Here is a 20,846-nt window from a genome sequence, read left to right as displayed (position 1 = left end):
CCCTGCTGGGGGCTTGCCTGCTGATGGCCATGCCGCTCACGGCTGTCGCCCAACAGCTTCCCGGCATCGTCAGCCAGCCGCTGGAGGATGGCGGCCAGCAGTGGTCGATCCAGCTGCAGACCCTGCTGCTGCTCAGCGCCATGGCCTTCCTGCCGGCGGCGCTGCTGATGATGACCGGCTTCACCCGTATCATCATCGTGCTCAGCCTGCTGCGAACCGCCTTGGGCACTCAGGCCACGCCGCCCAACCAGGTGCTGCTCGGCCTTGCGCTGTTCCTGACCTTCTTCGTCATGTCGCCGGTCTTTTCCATCGTCTATGAAACGGCCTGGGTACCGCTTTCCGACGACGAGATCAATTTCGACGAGTTCCTGCTGCTGGCGCAGCAGCCGTTCCGCGAGTTCATGCTGGCCCAGACCCGGGAGCCCGATCTGGCCCTGTTTGCCCGGCTGGCGGAAATCGGCCCCATGCAGGGGCCAGAGGATGTGCCGCTGAGGATCCTGGTGCCGGCGTTCGTGACCAGTGAGCTGAAGACGGCGTTCCAGATCGGCTTCACTATCTTCATTCCCTTTCTGATCATCGACCTCGTGGTGGCCAGCACCCTGATGTCACTGGGCATGATGATGGTGCCGCCGGCCACGATCTCCCTGCCCTTCAAGCTGATGCTGTTCGTGCTGGTGGATGGCTGGCAGCTGATCATCGGCTCGCTGGCGGAAAGTTTCTATATTTAGGAGCCTGTCGGACTTAACACTGATCTACTGCGAGATCCGGTCTCTCGTGACGATCGGTCAAATCCGACAGGCTCCGAGCGCTGAAACCCTTTGGGTCGACACGAAGCTGTCGGCAAGGAGCGAAGAATGACACCGGAAATGGTTATGGGCATCGCCTACCAGGGCATGCGCGTCACGCTTTTCCTGGGCGGCCCTCTGCTGATCACCGCACTGCTGACCGGCCTGACCGTGAGCCTGTTCCAGGCCGCGACCCAGATCAACGAGATGACACTTTCGTTCATCCCCAAGATCCTGGGCGTCTTTACCGTACTGGTATTCGCCGGCCCCTGGCTGCTTAAGCTGATCACGGATTTCACCCGCAATCTGTTCACCAATATCCCCAGCATGTTGATGTGAGCCCGCCATGGTCGAGGTGACCTTTGCCCAGCTGCACGGCTGGCTGGTAATCCTGTTCTGGCCCTTCGTGCGGATTACCTCCTTCCTGGTCGCCTCACCGCTGTGGGGCCACTCCAGCGTACCCAACCAGGCCAAGATCGGCCTGGCGTTCCTGGTAACGCTAGTGATCGCCCCGGTTCTGCCCCCCATGCCTGACGTGCCGATCGTCTCATGGGCCGGTTTCGGCCTGATGGTGGAGCAGATGCTGATCGGCATCGCCATCGGCCTGGTCATGCATGTGGTATTCGCCGTGGTCCAGGCCGCGGGGGAGTTCATCGGCCTGCAGATGGGCCTGGCCTTCGCTACCTTCTTCGATACCGGCAGCGGCACCAACACCATGATCCTGTCACGAATCTTCTTCATGATCACGCTGCTGATGTTCCTGGCCCTGGGTGGCCACCTGATGGTGCTGGAAGCGCTGGCAACCAGCTTCTATAGCCTGCCGGTCGGCATCGGCACCTTCAACCCTGCGGCCTTCGAGATGATGGTGCGCTACGGCGGCACCATCTTCGTTGCCGGCATGTCGCTGGCCCTGCCGCTAGTCGGATCGCTGTTGATCATCAACCTGGCCATGGGCATCCTCAACCGCTCGGCGCCACAGTTGACGGTATTCAACATCGGCTTCCCAACCTCCCTTATCGTGGGTCTCATCCTGCTGATGGTGCTGATGACCGACATGGGACGTTTCCTCCAGCGCCTGTTCAGCAACGGCCTGCAGTTCATGTACCAATTGATCGACATGCTTGCCCCACTGGGAACCTGATTTGCCTGCCCGCTCGGACACATCAAAAAAAACCGCCCAGGCAGGCCGGGGCGGCGAAAAGGCCGGACAAACGCCCGGCCTCAGGGAACTTGACATCAGGACATGGGATTACAGGAAGTTGAACAGCGACAAGCCCTTTACATCGACAAAGGCCTTCTGGGCCGCCTGCAGGCCCACCTGACGCAGGCTGTATTCGGCGATGGCTTCGCTGTAGTCCAGGTCCACCAGGTCGGAAAGCGTCTTGTCGTAGTTCATCATGCGGTTGCTGCCCACCGCATCGACCACATCCAGCTCGTTGAGACGTGCCCCCATGGAGGCGCGCACCGTGAGGACGTTGTCGAGGCTGTTATCCATCTCGCGCATCACGGCGTTGATCGTATTGCGGAAGTGGGCGCGATTCTCGGGCTGACCCTGCTGGTCCATCTCCAGCACGTCGATGGCGTCCTTCAACGACTTGAACAGGTCCTGGTTGGCGCCCTGGGCGTTGGCCGGACGCAGTTGGATCTGGTCGCCCACTTCCGGCTCCCCCTCGAGGGTAATACTGATACCGCCGAAGCTGACCAATTTGCCAGATTCATATGACTCATTAAGGACTTCGTCACCATTGGTGTACGTCAAAAGGTTGCCATTAGAATCTACTGCTTGGACAACAGGAAAACCGTCTACATCAACATCAAATTGTATCGTAAAGCTCTCGCCAAATAGCTCGTTACCTGGATCTACACGGCTAGGGCCCTTGAAGCTAACCGAGCCCTGATTGCGGTCAAAACCCACCTGGGTGCCAATGCTCTCCCCACCGCTATCACGCTCGGCCCGCGCCACATAGCCAGCGCCTGAAGGTACGCTCTGGAAGATCGACTTGCCGTTATCGGCCACCGGCAGCAGGCGCGAGGCATCGATGCGCTGCTCACGAGTGTTCTCGTCGCCAATGTACTGCGTGCCCTGAACGCCTTCACCAGCGGTACGGGCAAAGGGCGGCGAATCGTCGCGGTAGCCGCCGAACAGGTAGCGGCCATTGCCGTCGGAGGCGTTGGCCTGGCCGATCAGCGTCTCGTAGATCCCGCGCAGTTCGCTTGCCACCGACTGGCGGTCCACATCGCTCAGAGTGTCGCTTGCCGCCTGCACCAGCAGTGTCTTGGCGCTGGTCACGGCATCGCTGACGCTGTTGAGGACGCTTTCCGCCTGTGACAGAGAATTGCGTGCGGAAATCCGCGCATCGGCGAACTGCTGGGTAATCGCCTTGGCCTGGGATACGCCCACGGCCCGCGACGATGCCTGGGGGTCGTCGGAGGGATTCACCACCCGGCGGCCACTGGCGATTTGCTGACCGACCTTGAGGAAGTCGCCCTGCTGACGGTTCATGGACGAGACGCTCTGCTCGAACATGGTGACGGTGCTGATACGCATCGCGCTGGACTCCCTTCGAATCAGTTACGCAGACCGAGAATGGTATCGAACACCGTTGACGCGGTATCGATCACTCGGGCATTGGCGGAATAGAACTGCTGGTAGCGAATCAGGTTGGCCGCTTCCTCATCCAGGTTGACCCCAGATTCCGACTGCTGCACCGCCTTGAGCTGGGCGGTCAGGCCTTGGCGCGCATCGAGGTTGACCTGGACGATATTCGCCTGGTTGCCGACATCGCTGACCATGCCGCCGTAGGCTTGGCTGAGCGACGACCGGCCGGCCACCAGCGCCTGGCTCTGCAGGTTTTGCAGGGCCAGGGCGTTACGGTTATCGCCGGTGCCGGAAGCGGCGATGCCCAGGCCGAGCGTAAACTCACCCTGGGTGGCATTGGGCAGTTTCACCTTGAAGCTGATCCCATCCACAGTGAGTGTCGCTCCAGCGGTCAAAGAAGCGCCACTCACCGTTCCATCGCCGTTTACGGTGCGCTCCTCGCCGTTAACAAGCACAGTGGCAGGCCTAACTTCGCCATCTCCAGCGCCGAATATCAACGTGCCATCGCTGTTCAAAGACATGGCATAATTTTCGCTACCAACAAGTCCAGTAAGCGCTTCCGTTTCAGCACGTAGCTGGCCACTGACCATGTCACCGCTGGCGGCCACGTAGCTTCCCGCGGCGATCTTGTCCAGGTCGATGATCTGCGACTCCATGTTGGCCGAGGCGCGGCGCACTGGCTGCACTTCATAGCGATTACCAATGTTTGGCGTATCGCTGAACTCGAGCGTGATACCACCAAAGGCCAGCGTATTTGTTCCAGCATCCCAATCGACCTGATCGGCTGCCAGCTGCTGGCCATTGTCCTTGCGGATGACCTGGGGTGGATCATCTGGAGCGCCGAAGCGCACTGTATAGTCCGTCGCACGCAACTGATGGATATTTGCCGCATCGAAGCTCGTATCGATGACTTCTGCACCACCGGTATTACGCGGGTAGGAGTAGGCCTGGGGCTGACCGATACTGAAGAAGTCGCCGCCCTGCTCGCCATTGAGATCCTGACCCAGACGGTGCTGCTCGTTGAAACCGGTCACCATCGATACGGCGAGCTGGCCGATCTGGTTCTGGGTCTTGTCCAGCGTCTCTGCGCGGAATGTCATCAGGCCGCCCAGGGTGCCACCCTTGATGGTGTCCTCGGGCATGGCCACCAGGTTGCCACCGGAGTCCCGATAGCCGAGCACGGTGCGCTGCGGATCGTTCGGAGCATCCATGGCTTCGAGACGATAGTGATTGGTGCCGGCCACCAGCGGCTGCCCGTTGGGCAGGCTGATGTTGTAGGACTTCCCGTCCTGGATGTTGAGCCGGACATCCATGCGCTCGCTGAGCTCATGCACCAGCTGATCGCGCTGGTTGAGCAGGCTGTTAGGCGCCTCGCCGCTGCGCGCACGGGCTAGGGCGATCTCCCGATTGAGGGTCGCCAATTGCTCGGTCGTATTGTTGATCTGGGTGACTTCGTCACTGATCTGACCGTTGATGCCCTGCTGCATGTCCTGCAGGTAGCCGTCGAAGGACCGAAACTGGGCGGTCAGCGTATTGGTTGTACCCAATACGCCCTGCCGTGCGGCGGGATCGGACGGAGCGCCGGCCAGGTCCTCGAGGGAGGAGAAGAAGTTCTGCATCAGCGGCGCCAGGCCCGCTTCCCTATCGGCCAGCAGGTTGTCGATCTGGCTGATCTGGTTCTCGTAGGTCGCAAGCGCGCTCGACGAGCTGGTCGCGGCATTGAGCTGCGAGGCCACGAACTGGTTGAACTGGCGCTGAATGTCGTTGACCTGCACGCCGCCAGCGGTAGCGCCCTGCTGGCCCAGAATCGTCAGCTCACGATTGTAGCCCGGCGTATAGACGTTGCTGATGTTGTTGCTGGTGGTATTCAGCGCATTCTGAGCGGCATTCAGGCCGCTGAGACCGATAGAGAACATGCTCATGGTGTCGTTTCCTTTCGCCAATGTCCGAAATATCGGCCTCTAGAAGAAAAACTTTAGCGCCTTTAGGCTTTGTCTGAAAAGTCGGCGAGCGAAGGCCAAACAAGGCAAAAATCGGCGAAAAGACGGAGCTTACAGGGTGTAAATGAGTACTTTGAGCCGATTTTTAACGCCGTATGGTCGAGCGCAGTCAGTTTTCGGACACAGCCTAGTAGCGCAGGAAGACCAAAGAGTCGTTGTCACCCTGGGCAACCTGCGGCCCCATGGTGTTCATGATCGAAATCAGCTTGTCGGCGTAGGCCGGGTCGGTGGCGTAGCCCCCGGCCTGCAGCGCCCTGGCCGCCTGTTCGGCACTGCCCGCCGTGGTCACTGCCGCGTAGCGAGGGTTGTTCCCGATCAGGTTGGCATAGTCGGTGAAGGCCTCCTCGAAGGAACCGTAGACACGGAAGGAGTCAACGATCCGGGTTCGGTTGCCGTTGATGTACTCGTGGGTCGTCACGTCCGTGGTGGGGCCACGCCAGCTGCTGCCGGCCTTGATGCCGAAGAGATTGTGGCTGTTGCCGCCGTCGGCCTTCGCAATCTCGTGACGCCCCCAGCCGGTTTCCAGTGCCGCCTGGGCCAGGATCAACTCCGCAGGCACGCCGGTACGCCGACTGGCTGCCTGGGCGGGTGCAGTGAGCTTGTCCATGAAGCGCGTCACATGTTCACCGCTCTGGCCACGGCTACGTGATTCGGCTGCACTGGCAGTAGGCACCGTGGCGTTACGCAGCGACTCCGTTCCCGCCGCTGCCGACGTTGCCGGCAAGGCGTCCACCGCGCTCATGAAGCCTCCGCGGGCGGTCTCCAGCTCGTCGAGGAAGCTGGCCGGCGGCGCTTCGGTCATGCTCGCCACACGGCTCTCGCTGCCTTTCTCATCCTCGATCCCATCCTCTTCGACAGGCTGCAGTGCGTCCTTGAGCACACGCGGCGTACCGCGGGGAATGCCGGCAATCAGCTCGTTGATTTCGCGATCGACTTCCTGCGCCTGGCGACCTTGTCCCACGCCCTGGCTCTGCAGTTGGGCAACGAGATGATCGGCCAGGCCAATGCCGCGGCCGGCCATGGTCTGTGCCCACTGCTGGTCGAGCATCGACTGGTAGAACTCGGTCTGCTCGCTGTCGAGCAGGCCGGTGGTCGGGGTGGCATCACGCATGCTCTTGAGCATCATCTGCAGGAAAAGCGCCTCGAACTGCTGGGCGGCGCCCTTCAGGCCGGCGGCCTCATCGTTGCGCGCCGTGTGCTTGAGTCGCTCAAGGCCCTGGACGTCGAGGGCGAACTGGCTGCTGAAGTCCTGGATGCTCATCAGATGATCTCCAGGTCGGCACGCAGCGAGCCGGATGCCTTGAGGGCTTCGAGGATCGACATCAGGTCGCTGGGCGTGGCACCCAGCGCATTCAGCGCATTGACCACGTCAACCAGGTCTGCCCCCTCGACCACGCGCAGGTAGGCATCCTGCTCCTGGACCTCGATCTCGGTGTCAGGCACCACCACGGTCTCGCCGTCGCCGAACGGCGGCGGCTGGCTGACCAGGAAGCGCGTATCGATGACGATGGAGAGGTTGCCATGAGCTACGGCGGCCCTGCGCAGGGTCACCGCACTGTTCATGACTACCGACCCGGTGCGGGCATTGAAGACCACCTTGGCCGGGGCCTCCATGGGCGTGATCCGGATATTCTCGACCTGGGCCATGAAGTTGACCCGTGAGTTCTCGTTCATGGGGCCATCCAGGGCGATGACCCGGGAGTTACGTGCCGCGGCCACTGGCCGGCCAAACTCGCCGTTGATAGCGTTGACCACACGCTGGGCGGTACCGAAGTCGGCCTGCTTGAGTTCCAGCTCCAGCAGCCCTGCCTCGGCGCCCAGGTTCAGCGGCACTTCCCGCTCCACCATGGCTCCCCCGGGGATACGCCCCCCGGCCAACTGGTTGACCTGCACGGCGGCACCGCCCGCAGCAGCGCCCATACCGCCCACCAGCAGATTGCCCTGGGCGATGGCGTAAGTATCGCCATCGGCACCCTTGAGCGGCGTCATGAGCAGGGTACCGCCACGCAGGCTACGGGCATTGCCGATGGAAGAGACATTGATGTCCAGCCGCTGGCCGGGGCGGGAAAACGGCGGCAGGTCGGCGGTTATCATGACCGCCGCCACGTTGCGCAACTGCATGTTGGTGCCCGGCGGAACGGTGATGCCGAGCTGCGACAGCATATTGGTCAGGCTCTGACCGGTGAAAGGCGCCTGCATGGTCTGATCACCGGTACCGTCGAGACCAACCACCAGGCCATAGCCCACCAGCACGTTGTCACGCACGCCGGCGAAGTTGGCGATCTCGCGTATCCGCTCGGCCTGTACTGGCAGTGCCAGCAGGCCGGCCAACAGCAGCAGCGCCAGCTTCGCCACGACGCGGTGTGCCTGCGGATGGGGGAACGTCTTGGTAAGCGTCTTGAACAGCGTCATGCCTGCGCCTCGGTATTCGGTCATCGTTAGAAGGGCGATATATTGAGGAAAAACCGCTGCAGCCAGCCCATATGCTGCGCCTCATGGATATAGCCACTACCCACGTATTCGATACGGGCATCGGCCACTGCCGTGGAGGGCACGGTATTCTGGCCGGTTATGGTGCGCGGGTTCACCACACCGGAGAAACGGATGAACTCCACACCCTGGTTGATGGCGATCTGCTTCTCGCCACGCACTCTCAGGTTGCCGTTATGCATCACCTCGAGTACCGACACGGTGATGGTTCCGGTAAAGCTGTTGTTGGCCTGGGAGCCACCTCCGCCAGCAAAGTCGCTGTTGCCCGATACGTCGAAGCCATACTTGGCCAGTTCCTCCAGGGCATCGGGTAAGCCGGCAAGATCCAGACCCATCGAGCCGTTTCGGTTTGCATTGGACTGGGAGTTCTTGCTGGCACTCACCTGCTCGTCCAGAACGATGGTAAGAATATCGCCGATCATGCGCGGACGCCGGTCCTCGAACAGCGGCTGGGACCCGCGATGCGCCTGGTAGATCGAGCCATTGGCCAGGCGAGGCGGTGGCTCGATGATGGCGATCTGCTCCTGCTCCCCGACCACCGAGGCACGGGGAACTTGAGCGCAGCCGCCCAAGGCCAATACCGCCAGGACGAGGAGGACCAGAATCAGTCTCGATTTCGAAAAACCCGCGCCTTTCATGCTTGCTCGCTTCCCATGGCAGGGAGTGGAAATCATCATGCCGTCGTCTGTCAGAGCTGGCTCAACCGGGCCAGCATTTCGTCGCTGGTCTGCACCGCACGGCTATTGATCTCGTAGGCGCGCTGGGTCTGAATCATGCTGACCATCTCCTCCACCACGTTGACGTTGGAGGTTTCCACAAAGCCCTGGAAGAGACGTCCCGCGCCGTCCATCCCGGGAACTGCCTGGTTGGCAACGCCCGAGGACGTTGTTTCCTTGTAAAGATTGCCGCCGACAGACTCCAGGCCCGTTGGATTGATGAACGTTGTCAGGGTTATCTGACCAATATCTTGGGACTGGGCCACGCCCGGCTGAGTGATGGAAACCGTGCCATCTTCGCCAACCGTCACCGACAGGGCCGTCTCCGGTATGAAGATGGCAGGTTCTAGGGGATAACCGTTGGCGGTGACCATCTGGCCATTTTCATCGATCTGAAAGCTGCCATCACGGGTAAAGGAGGAGGTGCCGTCCGGCATCTGGATCTCGAAGAAGCCGTTACCGTTGATGGCCAGATCTCGGGAGTTCTCGGTACGTTCCAGATTGCCTTGTGTGTGCAGCCGCTCGGTGGCAACTGGTCGCACGCCGGTCCCCACCTGCATGCCGGAAGGCAGTCGGTTCAGCGCGTCATTCTGGGCACCTGGCTGGCGCATGTTCTGGTAGAGCAGGTCCTCGAAAACAGCACGTGAGCGCTTGAAACCATTGGTGCTGACGTTGGCCAGATTGTTGGAGATGACGTCCAGCTTGACCTGTTGCGATTCCAGGCCCGTCTTGGCCGTCCAAAGTGACTTGATCATATTCGTTTCCTCGGGCACCACTCAAAAAGTGCCTAGCTGTCAGACCATGAGCCCTGAATAGAGCCTTCAGCCCAATATAGAGAGCCTTCAACCCAATATAGAGAGCCTTCAGCCCTGTATGGAAAGCAGGTTATTGGCCCGCTGGGCATTTTCATCAGCGGTGCTGATCACTTTCATCTGCATTTCATAGCGTCGCGCCACGTCGATCATCGACACCATGGCATCAATGGCCCCGACGTTGCTGCCTTCGAGCACGCCGGTCGCCACGCGGGCCTCTTCGTCTGCGGCCAGCTGTGCCACATTGCCTTGTACATCCGGCAGCGGGCGAAACAGACCATCGTCGCCGCGCACCAGATCGGCCTGCGGCGTGACAAGCTTGATACGCCCGACATCGGCAAGGGCTTCAGGTCCCTCGCCTTCACCGATGGCACTCAGAGTGCCGTCGGCGCCCATGTACAGCTGTGAGCCGGGGGGCACCTGTATCGGACCACCGTCACCCATGACCGGCCGCCCCACTACCATCAGGATGCCGTCTCCGGCAATCTGCAGGTCGCCGCGACGGGTATAGGCTTCTCCATCTTCACTCTGCACCGCGAGCCAGGCATTGCCCTGCATCGCCACGTCCAGTTCGCGGCCGGTGGCATTCATGGGCCCCGGGGTAAAGTCGCTCGTCGGCGTGGTGCCCGCCACGGATACGCGGGTAGGCAATGCGCCGTTGCCCTGCACCGGTACGGCGCGCATGGCATGCAGTTGGGCGCGAAACCCGGCGGTGTCGAGGTTCGACAGGTTGTGACTGACCACCGCCTGCTGATCCATGCTCTGCTTGGCTCCGCTCATGGCGGTATAGAGGATGCGATCCATCGTTGTGCCTGCTGTCTGCTAACGCTACCCAGGGTGAAAAAGGCCCCCTCGGAAGAAGCCAAAGTGAGGTGTCCGACGTGCAAGCCGGGTCAACGCTCTAAATGGAGCAACGGCCCGGCGAGCATCAGGCCTACAGGTTGATAACCGTCTGCAACAGCTCATCCTGGGTGCTGATGGAGCTGGAGTTCGCCTGGTAGGCACGCTGGGCAACGATCATATCGACCAGTTGCTTGGCCAGGTCCACGTTGGAGTTTTCCAGCACACCGGAAGCGATGGTACCGAACAGGCCAGTGCCAGCCACACCGATTACCGGCTCGCCGGAGGCGTTAGTGGCTCGCCAAGCGTTGTCACCATCGGGCTGCAGTCCTTCGACGTTAGCAAAGCTGGTCAATACGACCTGACCGGCAGCCCGACGCTCTTCGTTGGTATAGTTGCGAATAATTCTACCATCTTCCAGCACCTCGATACCCGCCAGGCTGCCGGAAGTATAACCATCCTGATTCAAGGTATTTTGAACCGAGTTATTATTAAACTGGGTACTTCCTGCCATATTGAAAACGAAGTCGAGCTCCTCGGCCCCACCCAGAAATTGCTCATCAAAAACGAAATTGAATTGACTGCCCCCAGCAGCAGGTGCCTCAGCAACAGCGATAGTGAAATTTGCAACTTCACCTGTGCCATCGTTCGTCAGCGTAAAATTGGTAGCTGCTCCCTGCGCATAGGTAATTGTTAACTCACTGCCATTGACAGCAACCGCATCGATTGCAGCAGATGCTTGTAACGCGCCAGCGAGCGCAGCTGCATCAGCGTATGTATTGTCAGGAACACCCGGCAGGTCAGTTGCCGAGATATTGCCACCACCAGCTAGAAGGTCAGTCACATCTACTGTGGTGCTCTGCGCAGGGGTAGCGACACCGCCGCCATCCTGAATACTGCCATTTTGGTTAAAGGCTACAGCGAAGTCGTTCCCCCCCCCATCTTTCACCCCGTCCAGAGCAGCACGTCCTTCCCATGTGTTGTCTGCCACTTTCTCGAAATAAAGCGACAGCACCCTGGCATTCCCCAGTGAGTCGTATACCGTAAAACTGTTGGAGTAGTGGTACTCAACATCCACCTCCCCTCCGGCACCATCGTCCAGGGTGACTGTTTGCAACCCTACCCCGGGAACGGTTGCAGCGTTCAAGTTATAGCTAGCATTGGCTTCGCTGGTTTCTTGAGCAGGAATATCATCTCTAGGGATACGGATAGCTTGTGGGGCACCCCCTGCAATCACTTCAGAGAACGCATCATTGGGATCGCTTAACCCAAAGCCGGTAAGACGCTGGCCGCTCGCATTCACCAGAAAACCATCCGCATTCTGGCTAAACTGCCCATTGCGGGAGAATACAACCTCACCGCTAGGCTGCTCCATGCGGTAGAAACCTTGGCCGGCGATGGCCAGGTCCAGATTGCGGCCGGTATTTTCCAGATCGCCCGACTCGAAGTTCTGCGTCACGGCAGCGACACGTGTCCCCAGACCCACCCGGCTATTGGCGCCGGCAAAGACATCGGCAAAGGCCACGCCGCTGGTCTTGAAGCCCACCGTCTGGGAGTTGGCAATATTGTTGCTGATGACCTTGAGATTTTCGGACTGGGAGGCCAGCCCGCTAAGTGCTTGTGAAAAGCTCATTGTATTATCCTCGTTCCTTGCTGCGCGATTACAGAATCTGCTTGATTTCGTTAAGGCCGACTTGGCCATAGACGGCGCCTAGGTCCAGGCGCACGTTACCGTTACTATCCTTGGGCGTGACGCCGCCCACCATGGCGTAGTTCAGCGCCTGGGCGCTGACCGCATCGCCATCGGCATCGGTGGCTTCCAGCCTTACGCGATAGGAACCGGGAGCTGCACTATCGCCTTCTGATGTCTTGCCGTTCCACTGAAACGACTCGACGCCGGCCTTAACAGAGCCAATGTCGTAGCGATTGACTACCTGGCCACTCGCGTTGGTAATCGTCACCCGCACATTGTCGGCTGGCTTGAGCAGCTCGATCCCGAATGGCGTGGTGTGGGCATGGCCCTCTTCCGTCTGTTCGAGCAGCACGCGATCACCTTTCACCAGGACGCCCTGCCCAATCAGGTGAGTCGCCTGCATGGCCTGATTGGCGTCCATTTGTGCTGTAATGCCCTGCAGCGTCTGGTTAAGCTGCTCGATGCCGCTAACCGTATTGATCTGGGCAATCTGCGAGGTCATCTCATGGTTTTCCAGGGGATTGAGCGGATCCTGGTTCTGTAGCTGGGTGGTCAGCAGCATGAGAAAGCTCTCCCTCAGCTCATCTGACTGACTCTGATTCAGCTTGGCCCCACCACCGTTGATAGTGGCCAGTGCCGTAGGATCAATTCCACCCATCATGATCAGCCCTCCCCTAGAGTGAGTGTCTTGAGCATCATCTGCTTGCTCGTGTTCATGACTTCGACGTTGGCCTGGTAGGAGCGGGAAGCCGAGATCATGTTGACCATCTCGTGTACCGGCTCGACGTTGGGCATGGTCACGTAGCCATCGTCATTGGCCAGCGGGTGCTCGGGGCGGTACTCCATGCGCATGGGCGAGGTATCTTCCACCACGCTGCGCACGCCCACGCCACCGATGCCATGGGCGCCCTGGTGGCGCGACTCGAACAGCACCTGCTTGGCGCGATAGGCTTCACCATCCGGCCCCGCCACGCTGTCGGCATTGGCCAGGTTGCTGGCCGTGACGTTCATGCGCTGCGACTGGGCGCTCATGGCCGAGCCGGCGATATCGAAAACGGAAAACATCGACATGGAACGATCTCTCTCTGGTTGTTCCGGCTGCTTACTCCGGCTGCATGGCGCTCTTCAGGCCCTGGATACGGCTGTTGAGGATGGTCAACGCCGCCTGGTAGCGCACCGCATTGTCGGCGAACTGGGTACGCTCACGGTCCATATCCACCGTGTTCCCGTCCAGGCTCGGCTGGTCCGGTACGCGATACAGCAAGTTCTGGCTAGGCGGTGCGAAGCCCTGCCCGCCCAGATGCCCCGCAGACGTTCTTGCCAGTGACAAACCGCCACCAGATGAGCGACCATGCTCGACCGCCTTCTTGAGTTCGCCGGAAAAATCCATGTCCCGCGCCTTGTAATTCGGCGTATCGGCGTTGGCGATATTGCTGGCCAGCACTTTGTGGCGCTCCTGGCGCAAGCCCAGCGCCTGCTGGTGGTAGTTAAAGGCGGCCTCGAGCTTATCGATCATGCCGGCGCTCCCGTGGTCGAAACTCAATATGAACAGTGTGCGGAACTTGTTGAGAGTGAAGAATAGCCAGAGTGGTGTCACACCAATGGCAAGAACAGACCGGTTTTCCGCATTCATTTCCGCTGTTTCATGAAATCGCGGGACGCTAGAATTCACTGGCACCATCACCAACCTCGGCCAAATGCCATGCAGCGTCACCCCTTCAAGCTCCTGTTCACTTTGTGGCCGATCCTCGCCAGCCTGACGCTACTTCCCGGCATCGCCAAGGCCGACGACGACGCCCTGCTCCAGGCCGTACATGGCTTCCTGTACAGCGAGGCACAGCCCCTTGGCGAGGAGATCATCATCGAGCTGCGGCCTCCTTCGGCCCGGTTGCCGGAGTGCATTGCACCCCAACCCTTCCTGACCCGGGAAGGCGAACTGCCTCTCGGGCGTGTGTCGGTAGGTGTGCGCTGCGGCAGCGATGGGCGCCAGGTGCGCTACATGCAGGCTGAAATCGGCGTTCTCGGCGAGTACCCGGTCCTGGCAGCCACGCTCAACGCTGGCGATACGGTTCGCCCGGAGCACCTGGAACAGCGACAAGGCAACCTGGCGGAGCTTCCCAACAATGCCCTGCTCGATGCGGAGCAGATCATCGGCCAGGTGGCGACTCGCACGCTGCGCGCCGGGCAACCGCTGCAAGCCCACCAGTTCCGCTCCTTGCCGCTGGTGGAACGCAATCAGCGCGTCGTGGTCGAAGCCCGGGGCACGGGGTTTCGAGTCTCCCGCGAGGGGCAGGCGCTCGAGCCCGGCGGGCTGGGTGACCGCATCCGGATACGTTTCGACTCTCGCGAGGTCGTCACTGGACGAGTGGCAGGAGAAGGAATGGTGATCGTCGATTTCTGAGCGGTGCTTCGGCATGCCATGCCGACACTCTCGACGCTGGCTTGCTACACTAACCTGCGGATGCGCCTCGCGCGTGTTCGCTATATCATTGCCTAAAGTTTTCTCCGGAGCAGCCGATAGCGTGTAAAAGCACCGGTCACGAGGCCAATATAGTGAAGATCAACAGCCAGAACCCCCTGACTCGTCCGACACCGACGACGCCCCGCGAGGAAGCGCAGCCGGTCAAGGGTCCCAGTCAGTCCAGCCAGCAGGATGCCGGCCCGGCGGCCACCACGCACCTGCGGCAGAATGCCGCCGACAGCTCCCGCGACATCGACACCGTCAGGGTCGAGGAGATTCGCGAGGCCATTCGGGAAGGCCGCCTGGAAATTCGCGCCGACCGGATCGCCGACGGGTTGATCGAGTCGCTGGAACCGACTGCAGGTAATGGTGACGAATGAGCCTGACCAAGCTTCTCCGCGAGCAGCAGCAGCGCCTTGATGGCGTGATCGAACTGCTTGAGCAGGAGCGCGAGCTGCTTGCCGCCGCCGATATCGACGGGCGCCAGCTCGCCGAGGTTGCCGAACTCAAGCAGCAGCGACTGCAGCAACTGGAAGCCACAGAGACCTTGCGCCGTAACGTTCAGCAGCGCCTGGGCTATGCCGAGGGCGCCGCTGGTGCCCGACAGGCCGCCGAAGATGCCGGCTGCCTGGAGTCATGGGAAAGCACCATGGAGCGAACGCAGAAGGCCCATCGGCTCAACACGATGAACGGCCAGCTTGTTGGCCTGCGCATGGGCCAGAACAAGCGCCTCCTCGAGTTCATTCACGAGGCCGCCGAGAAGACGACCTATGGCGCCAGCGGTCGAGTAAGGGCGCAGCCGGGACGCTTCAACACGTCGGTTTGACCCATCACCACCCGCAAGCGTTTACCACAGCAAGTCGGCCCACCCTCTTACCATAGAGAGTCGATAAGGCTGCCGTCGTCGGGATCCGCCATGACCACGGCGTTGCGGCCATTGGCCTTGGCCTTGTAGCTGGCGGCATCGGCTCGGGCCAGCACGGTCTCGACGGCATCATCCCCCTCCTGGAACGCAGTCACCCCCATGCTAAGTGTAATGCTGTAGACCCTACTCTCATTCACCACAGTAACCTCGGAAACCACACGCCGCAGGGATTCCGCAATCTCCTCGGCCTGCTTCAGGGTACAGCTGGGCAGCAGCACGGCGAACTCGTCTCCACCCTGGCGGGCAACGTGGTCGCTACGGCGAACCTCCCAAGCCACCACCTGGGCGATACGACGAAGCATTTCGTCGCCCAGGGCATGCCCGCCTTCGTCGTTGATGGGCTTGAAGTGGTCCAGATCGAAGAGGATCAGCACCGACGGGGTACCGGTCTTGGCGTATTCCGCCAGCGCCTCCTCCAGGCGCCGCTCGAAACCGCGGCGATTGAGCAGTCCCGTCAGCGGGTCGTGTTCAGCCTCCCATCGCTGCAACGCCTCCTGCTGGCGACGCTCGGTAATGTCCTTCACCATACCCACGAACCCGAGGGGCTGATCGCTGCCCTTCACCTGGCTTGCATGCACTTCCACCCACAGGGTGACACCTTCCTGATGATGAAAGCGGAGCTGACGCATGAAGTCGTTGCCGGTCGACAGGGAGTGACGCCACATATCCTGGGTTCCCTGGCGGTCATCCGGATGAATTCGGCCCCACCACTCCTCGGGGGTACACGACGCATCGAGTCCCAGCAGCTCCAGCAGCGCCGGGTTCATGTAGTTCAGGTGACCCTTGAGGTCAGCCACGAACATGCCTATCGGCGTTGACCCCAGCACGGCATCGAGAAAGGCCTGCCGATCCCGCAGGTGCTCCAGCGCCGAGAGGCGCTCATGCTCCAGACGGTTGAAACTGCTGGCTACCTGCCTCAACTCTTCCATGCTGGTGGAGAGCGCCAGGTAGCGACGCTCCCCCGCCCCTACCTGAGCGATCTGCTGCTCGAGGCGGTGCAGCGGCTTGAGCATGCGCCTGACCAGCCAACTCATGCTGAACATCAAGACTACCGCCAATACCAGCCAGGCCCACCAAAGGGTAACGAGATAGTCTCCCAGCGGCGCACGAACCTGCGACCGGGGCAACGATACCTTGACCACCCAGTTCGCCGGCCTGATCTGGCGATAGGACATCAGCGTCGACTCGCCATTGATCCCGCGGGCAACGGTTTCCCCCTCCCAGCCCTCCAAAGCCAGGTCGAGTGACGGCAAACCATTGAACGCCTGCCTGCTCGTCCGCCCAGGATGAAACAAGACTTCGCCCGATGCCGACAACACGGAGACGCGCCCCTCTTCTCCCAGCCAGCTTCGCTCGAGCCATCGGAACAGCCCACCCTCTGTCAGGTTGACCATCCCTCCGACGACTCCGCTGAAAGCCCCCTGCTCATCGAGCCGCGGTACCAGCATCAGCACCAGGTTGTCACCGCTGGCTCGACCCACGAAGGGCTTGCTGACATAGGGCCAAGGGGAGTGACTCAACAAGCGAAAATATTCGGTTTCCGACGTATCAAGACCGACACGCCCCTCCACCACTGGCCAGTCGGCAAGCACGACGCCGTCCGGACCGGTTACCATGATGCCCTCGAACCATTCCAGCAGGGACTGGTTGTGCTCAAGGGCATCACCCAGTTCATCCGGGCTCATTCCCTGCAGATTCGGCGCCAGTCGCGCCAGGGCATTCAGGCGACGATTGACCTTCTCGGTCAGGCCATCGGCAATCAGGCGCGAGTCGTCACGCAGGTGATCGAGATTGACCTCATCCACCAGCGCCTTGCCATACTGCCAGGCCAGCATCAAGAGAATGCCCACAATCACCAGCCACGTCGCAGCAAGGCCGGCAAGCAGTCGCCCCTGCAGAGAGCAGAGGAATCGAGTCATTGCTTCCATCCGAACCGATATGCGCAACGCGGTCCCCTTTGACGATAAAATTGGGAGCCAAGCGACCCACCCACTACGCACGACGCTAAGCCTGAAACCACCCTTGGCGACCCAGCTGCCTAAAGGGTCGACATATTTATTCTTGTATCGGCGCCCGGTCTCCGAACTTGAGACCCGCTCAGGCGTCAAAAGCCAATCATGATTGGCTTTTGAGGGCAGACCCGAATTTAACCTTGCGCAGCGCTAAAGTCTGGACCGTTTATGACGATAATCTCTCATGGCAGCGTCGAATCTCACCTCGACGTTTCAACCGAAAACAGCAGGGGCTAATTCGGCGAATCGATGAGTCATCACGGCAAACACCCACCCGGCGACAGGGTCAGCTCACTGGCCCGACATCCCGCACGGCTCATCCAGAGCGCGTTCGAGCAGGGTCAGACCGGCATGGTCCTGACAGATGCCGCAGGCCTCATCGTCATGGCCAATGAGGCCTTCTGCCGCATTGCCGGCTGTGAGTGCAGCGAGGTCGCAGGCTGGCCAGTCGAACACTTCTTCGTTTCCCTGAGGACACCATCGACGATTGGAGCCGAGCCAGGCGCGAATGTCGATGAGCCCTCTTCCTGGCAACAGGAAGTCCTGTGCCGCCGTGACGACGGTGAGTCGATGCCTGTCCTGATGACCGTCGATGCCCTGCTCGATGCACAGCAGCAGCCGCATCACTATCTGCGCACCTTCGTCAGCCTCGCCACCCCCAGTGGAAAACAGCTAGGTGACAGACACTGGGTCCATGTCGACCCGATGACCGGACTCCCCAACTGGCTGCTGCTGCGTGACCGCCTCAATCACGCCCTGGCCCAGGCGGAGCGTGCCGAGAACGGGCTTGCCGTACTGTTCATCGATATCGATCGGTTCAAGGCGATCAATGATGCCGTCGGACACGTGGAAGGGGACCGACTGCTGGGCGAGCTGGCCCAGCGACTGCAGAAAGCCCTGCGCAGCCGTGACACCCTGGCCAGGCTGGGTGGCGACCAGTTCATCGTCTTGCTGGAAAAGGATGGCACGGCGGAAGCCGCCCAGGTGGTGACAGAGCGGCTACAGGAGGCGCTGGAGCCGCCTTTTCTCTCCGGGAGTCGCTATCTGCTGCTGACGGCTTCCATCGGCATCGCCCTTTACCCGAGCGACGCCCAGGATGAGGAAGCGCTGATCACCGCGGCACGCAGCGCCATGTATACGGCGCGAAAGAAGGGACCGGGACGCCTGGCCTTCGTCGATCATCGCCTGACGGCCAAGTTGAAGGAAAAACATCGTCTCGAGAGCCGGCTGAGCGAAGCCATTCATCTACCCGAGCGCCATTTTCGCCTCCTCTTCCAACCCGAAATCGATGTCGATACCGGCTGCTGCACCGGCCTGGAGGCCGTACTGCGCTGGCAACATCCCATGGAATGGAAACTTCCCCCTGACGCCTTCGGCGACACCATATGCCGCTTGGGCTTGGGTATTCGCCTTGATCGCTGGGTGATACAGAGCGTCATCGCCCATCATCTGCGTTGGCTGGAAAGCGCTTCATCGCTTGCCCAACTGCCCGTATCGATTCGTCTCTGCGAGTCACATTTGGTACACGATACCTTCGATAGAAGACCTCTCGACCATTTTCTGCGTCACCAGCAGGTCGACTCACTGGCCTGGATGGTGCTGCAGATACCTAGCCAAGGGTTGTCCAGCAACCTGGACGGCACGTCCCATATGCTCAAGCGGCTGGAGAGGCTGGGCGTTCGCCTCACCATCGATGGACTGGGCACCCACTCTTTCGACCTCGCCTGGCTCTCTCGCCTACCCTTTGACAGAGCCAAGATAAATGCCGGCCTGACCAGTGCACCCCATCAGGATGAGCGCAACCTGATGGAAGCGCTGTGCCGTCTACTTCAGGCCCTCCATATCGATCCGGTAGTCATTGGCATCGATGATCAGGCTATAGCCACCACCGTGAGCCGCCTATCCTGCAAGCATGTACAGGGCGATCACTACTGTCCCGCCATATCCGCAGAGGAGCTGGAGCAGTGGCTATCCGAACGCGCGTCAGCCCGCCGATAGCCTGGACTGGATCGCGCTCTATCCGCTCTGATACGGGTTAGGCACCGCGGGATAGCGTGCTGGATAGGCCTCCATGAAGGCATGGGCGACCCGCAGAACGCGCGCGTCATCATGCTTCCCCCCCGCCAGTTGAAAACCGACGGGTAAGCCGGCGTCGGTAAAGCCACAGGGCACCGATGCCGCAGGCTGTTGGCTGAGGTTGAAAGGGTAGGAAAACGGCGCCCACTCCTCCCAGTCTCGCATGTCCCGTTCAGGCGGCACATTGTGCAAAAGCTCGAATGGCGAGATCGCCACCGAGGGTGTCATCACCAGATGATACTGCTGATTGAAGTACTCCAGCTGCTGGGTCAAGCGGGCCCGGCCACGCAGGGCGCAAAACAGTTCCAGCGCACTCCACTGCTCGGCTCGCCTGGCATCCGCAACCATGCCCGGATCGAGCAATTGCCGATTGCGCTCATCCATTCCATCGTAGACAGCCAGCGACGCCGTAAACCAGAGCTTGTTGAAGATATCCAGCGGCGATTCGAACCCGGGATCGACCTCTTCAACGGTGGCACCAAGCGCCTCCAGCTTATGGGCAGCCGAGCGCACGCGCTCTGCCACGTCGCGGTCGACCCTGGCATAGCCGAGATCCGGCGAATAGGCGATTCGCAGCCCCTGAAGCCCCTGACCAAGCTCTTCGCCCCAATCCTCTGGCTGGCCCCGCGTCGCATACGGGTCACGATAATCGTAGCGCCCGATGACGTTGAGCATCTTCACCGCATCGGCGACATTACGGGTAAGGGGACCGATATGGGACAGGGTTGGTTCCTCCGACGGGGGCCACTGGGGCGTCCAGCCAAAGGTGGGCTTGAAGCCGAACACACCGGTGAAGGCGGCGGGAATACGGATCGATCCCCCCGAATCACCGCCCTGATGGAGCACACCCATATTGAGCGCGGCGGCGACGGCAGCGCCTCCCGAAGAACCGCCGGGGGTCAGGCGAGTATCCCAGGGGTTGGCCGTCGCACCATGCACCCGGTTGTCGGTGATCGCCTTCCAGCCGAACTCCGGCGTATTGGTCTTGCCGAGAATAACAGCCCCCGCCTCCCTCAGCATACGAGTCGGTGGCGAGTCACGTTCGCAGGGTGTATCAGGCTCGGTCAGGGATCCTTTCCTGACAGGCATGCCGGCGACCTCTGTCAGATCCTTGAGTGAAACCGTCACGCCATCGATGGGACTCAGCGGCCTCCCCTGCCCCCAGCGTCGAGCCGAAGCATGGGCGGCAGCCTCGGCACCCTCCCGGTCGACGTGAACGTAGGCATTGACCTCGCCGTTGAAACGCTCGATGCGCTCGAGAGCGGCTCTTGTGGCCTCCAAAGGGGAAGCGTCATGCGATTCGAAGAGACTTCGTAGCTGGCTGGCATCCATGAGTCCCAGATCGGTATCGCTCACACGGACCTCCAATTTTTCCAGTGAGTCCGTATAGAGTGTGGGAAATATCTGGGATATGACAAGTGCATACGAAAAATGCCG

20 protein-coding genes are annotated in these 20,846 nt (G+C 60.8%); 7 read left to right on the top strand and 13 right to left on the bottom strand.

Annotated features, from left to right (window positions below; translation table 11 throughout):
* Positions 1–23 precede the first annotated feature (23 nt).
* The 3 genes from fliP (at position 24) to fliR (ending at position 1,926) form a co-directional block, all read left to right on the top strand.
* Positions 24–728, top strand: a complete 705-nt coding sequence (gene fliP, locus KZO25_RS03000) for a flagellar type III secretion system pore protein FliP (protein ID WP_223135832.1) — start codon at positions 24–26, stop codon at positions 726–728.
* Between the two features lie 126 nt (positions 729–854).
* On the top strand, positions 855–1,124 hold the full coding sequence (gene fliQ / locus KZO25_RS02995) for a flagellar biosynthesis protein FliQ (protein WP_223135795.1): 270 nt from the start codon (positions 855–857) through the stop codon (positions 1,122–1,124).
* Between the two features lie 7 nt (positions 1,125–1,131).
* The gene (gene fliR / locus KZO25_RS02990) at positions 1,132–1,926 is read left to right on the top strand and encodes a flagellar biosynthetic protein FliR (RefSeq protein ID WP_223135794.1); all 795 of its coding nucleotides are present in this window, start codon (positions 1,132–1,134) and stop codon (positions 1,924–1,926) included.
* A 108-nt stretch (positions 1,927–2,034) separates the two neighbouring features.
* Here the strand turns inward: fliR and flgL are convergent, their stop codons facing one another.
* The 11 genes from flgL to flgB form a co-directional block, all read right to left on the bottom strand.
* Positions 2,035–3,333, bottom strand: a complete 1,299-nt coding sequence (flgL, locus tag KZO25_RS02985) for a flagellar hook-associated protein FlgL (RefSeq protein ID WP_223135793.1) — start codon at positions 3,331–3,333, stop codon at positions 2,035–2,037.
* A gap of 20 nt (positions 3,334–3,353) precedes the next feature.
* Positions 3,354–5,306, bottom strand: coding sequence for a flagellar hook-associated protein FlgK (gene flgK / locus KZO25_RS02980; RefSeq protein WP_223135792.1), 1,953 nt, complete (start codon positions 5,304–5,306; stop codon positions 3,354–3,356).
* A 205-nt stretch (positions 5,307–5,511) separates the two neighbouring features.
* Positions 5,512–6,645: a flagellar assembly peptidoglycan hydrolase FlgJ gene (gene flgJ / locus KZO25_RS02975; protein WP_223135791.1), complete on the bottom strand. Its 1,134-nt coding sequence runs from the start codon at positions 6,643–6,645 to the stop codon at positions 5,512–5,514.
* The gene (locus tag KZO25_RS02970; RefSeq protein WP_262488799.1) at positions 6,645–7,796 is read right to left on the bottom strand and encodes a flagellar basal body P-ring protein FlgI; all 1,152 of its coding nucleotides are present in this window, start codon (positions 7,794–7,796) and stop codon (positions 6,645–6,647) included. Before KZO25_RS02970 ends, flgJ begins: the two co-directional genes overlap by 1 nt.
* A 26-nt stretch (positions 7,797–7,822) precedes the next feature.
* Positions 7,823–8,512 (bottom strand): flagellar basal body L-ring protein FlgH, encoded by a 690-nt coding sequence (locus KZO25_RS02965; protein WP_223135790.1) that lies wholly within the window; start codon positions 8,510–8,512, stop codon positions 7,823–7,825.
* Positions 8,513–8,562: 50 nt separating this feature from the next.
* Positions 8,563–9,345 (bottom strand): flagellar basal-body rod protein FlgG, encoded by a 783-nt coding sequence (flgG, locus tag KZO25_RS02960; protein ID WP_223135789.1) that lies wholly within the window; start codon positions 9,343–9,345, stop codon positions 8,563–8,565.
* Between the two features lie 108 nt (positions 9,346–9,453).
* Positions 9,454–10,206: a flagellar basal body rod protein FlgF gene (locus tag KZO25_RS02955; protein WP_223135788.1), complete on the bottom strand. Its 753-nt coding sequence runs from the start codon at positions 10,204–10,206 to the stop codon at positions 9,454–9,456.
* Positions 10,207–10,336: 130 nt separating this feature from the next.
* A complete protein-coding gene (locus tag KZO25_RS02950; protein ID WP_223135787.1) occupies positions 10,337–11,875 on the bottom strand; it encodes a flagellar hook protein FlgE in 1,539 nt (512 codons plus the stop codon).
* Between the two features lie 28 nt (positions 11,876–11,903).
* Positions 11,904–12,593, bottom strand: coding sequence for a flagellar hook assembly protein FlgD (locus KZO25_RS02945; protein ID WP_223135830.1), 690 nt, complete (start codon positions 12,591–12,593; stop codon positions 11,904–11,906).
* Positions 12,594–12,598: 5 nt separating this feature from the next.
* On the bottom strand, positions 12,599–13,006 hold the full coding sequence (gene flgC / locus KZO25_RS02940; RefSeq protein ID WP_223135786.1) for a flagellar basal body rod protein FlgC: 408 nt from the start codon (positions 13,004–13,006) through the stop codon (positions 12,599–12,601).
* 31 nt (positions 13,007–13,037) lie between these two features.
* Positions 13,038–13,451 (bottom strand): flagellar basal body rod protein FlgB, encoded by a 414-nt coding sequence (gene flgB / locus KZO25_RS02935; RefSeq protein WP_223135785.1) that lies wholly within the window; start codon positions 13,449–13,451, stop codon positions 13,038–13,040.
* A gap of 186 nt (positions 13,452–13,637) precedes the next feature.
* Here flgB and flgA point away from each other — a divergent pair, with 186 nt between their 5' ends.
* The 3 genes from flgA to KZO25_RS02920 all read left to right on the top strand — a co-directional run bounded on the left by flgA (position 13,638) and on the right by KZO25_RS02920 (position 15,222).
* Complete coding sequence (gene flgA / locus KZO25_RS02930; protein WP_223135784.1) at positions 13,638–14,336, top strand: flagellar basal body P-ring formation chaperone FlgA; 699 nt, start codon at positions 13,638–13,640, stop codon at positions 14,334–14,336.
* Between the two features lie 152 nt (positions 14,337–14,488).
* On the top strand, positions 14,489–14,776 hold the full coding sequence (gene flgM, locus KZO25_RS02925; protein ID WP_223135783.1) for a flagellar biosynthesis anti-sigma factor FlgM: 288 nt from the start codon (positions 14,489–14,491) through the stop codon (positions 14,774–14,776).
* Positions 14,773–15,222: a flagella synthesis protein FlgN gene (locus tag KZO25_RS02920; protein WP_223135782.1), complete on the top strand. Its 450-nt coding sequence runs from the start codon at positions 14,773–14,775 to the stop codon at positions 15,220–15,222. Before flgM ends, KZO25_RS02920 begins: the two co-directional genes overlap by 4 nt.
* 47 nt (positions 15,223–15,269) lie before the next feature.
* Here the strand turns inward: KZO25_RS02920 and KZO25_RS02915 are convergent, their stop codons facing one another.
* A complete protein-coding gene (locus KZO25_RS02915) occupies positions 15,270–17,240 on the bottom strand; it encodes a diguanylate cyclase (RefSeq protein ID WP_262488798.1) in 1,971 nt (656 codons plus the stop codon).
* Between the two features lie 342 nt (positions 17,241–17,582).
* On the opposite strand from KZO25_RS02915, the gene KZO25_RS02910 reads away from it, so the two are divergent.
* Entirely contained in the window at positions 17,583–19,331 is a 1,749-nt protein-coding gene (locus KZO25_RS02910; protein WP_223135780.1) for a putative bifunctional diguanylate cyclase/phosphodiesterase, read from the top strand.
* 18 nt (positions 19,332–19,349) lie between these two features.
* Here the strand turns inward: KZO25_RS02910 and KZO25_RS02905 are convergent, their stop codons facing one another.
* On the bottom strand, positions 19,350–20,765 hold the full coding sequence (locus tag KZO25_RS02905; protein ID WP_223135779.1) for an amidase: 1,416 nt from the start codon (positions 20,763–20,765) through the stop codon (positions 19,350–19,352).
* Positions 20,766–20,846: the final 81 nt, after the last annotated feature.

Source organism: Halomonas sp. ANAO-440, assembly GCF_019915905.1.
In the GTDB taxonomy this organism is placed as follows: domain Bacteria; phylum Pseudomonadota; class Gammaproteobacteria; order Pseudomonadales; family Halomonadaceae; genus Halomonas; species Halomonas chromatireducens.
The sequence above is the reverse complement of the archived record's forward strand: the minus strand, read 5'-3'. Positions and strand labels throughout refer to the sequence as shown.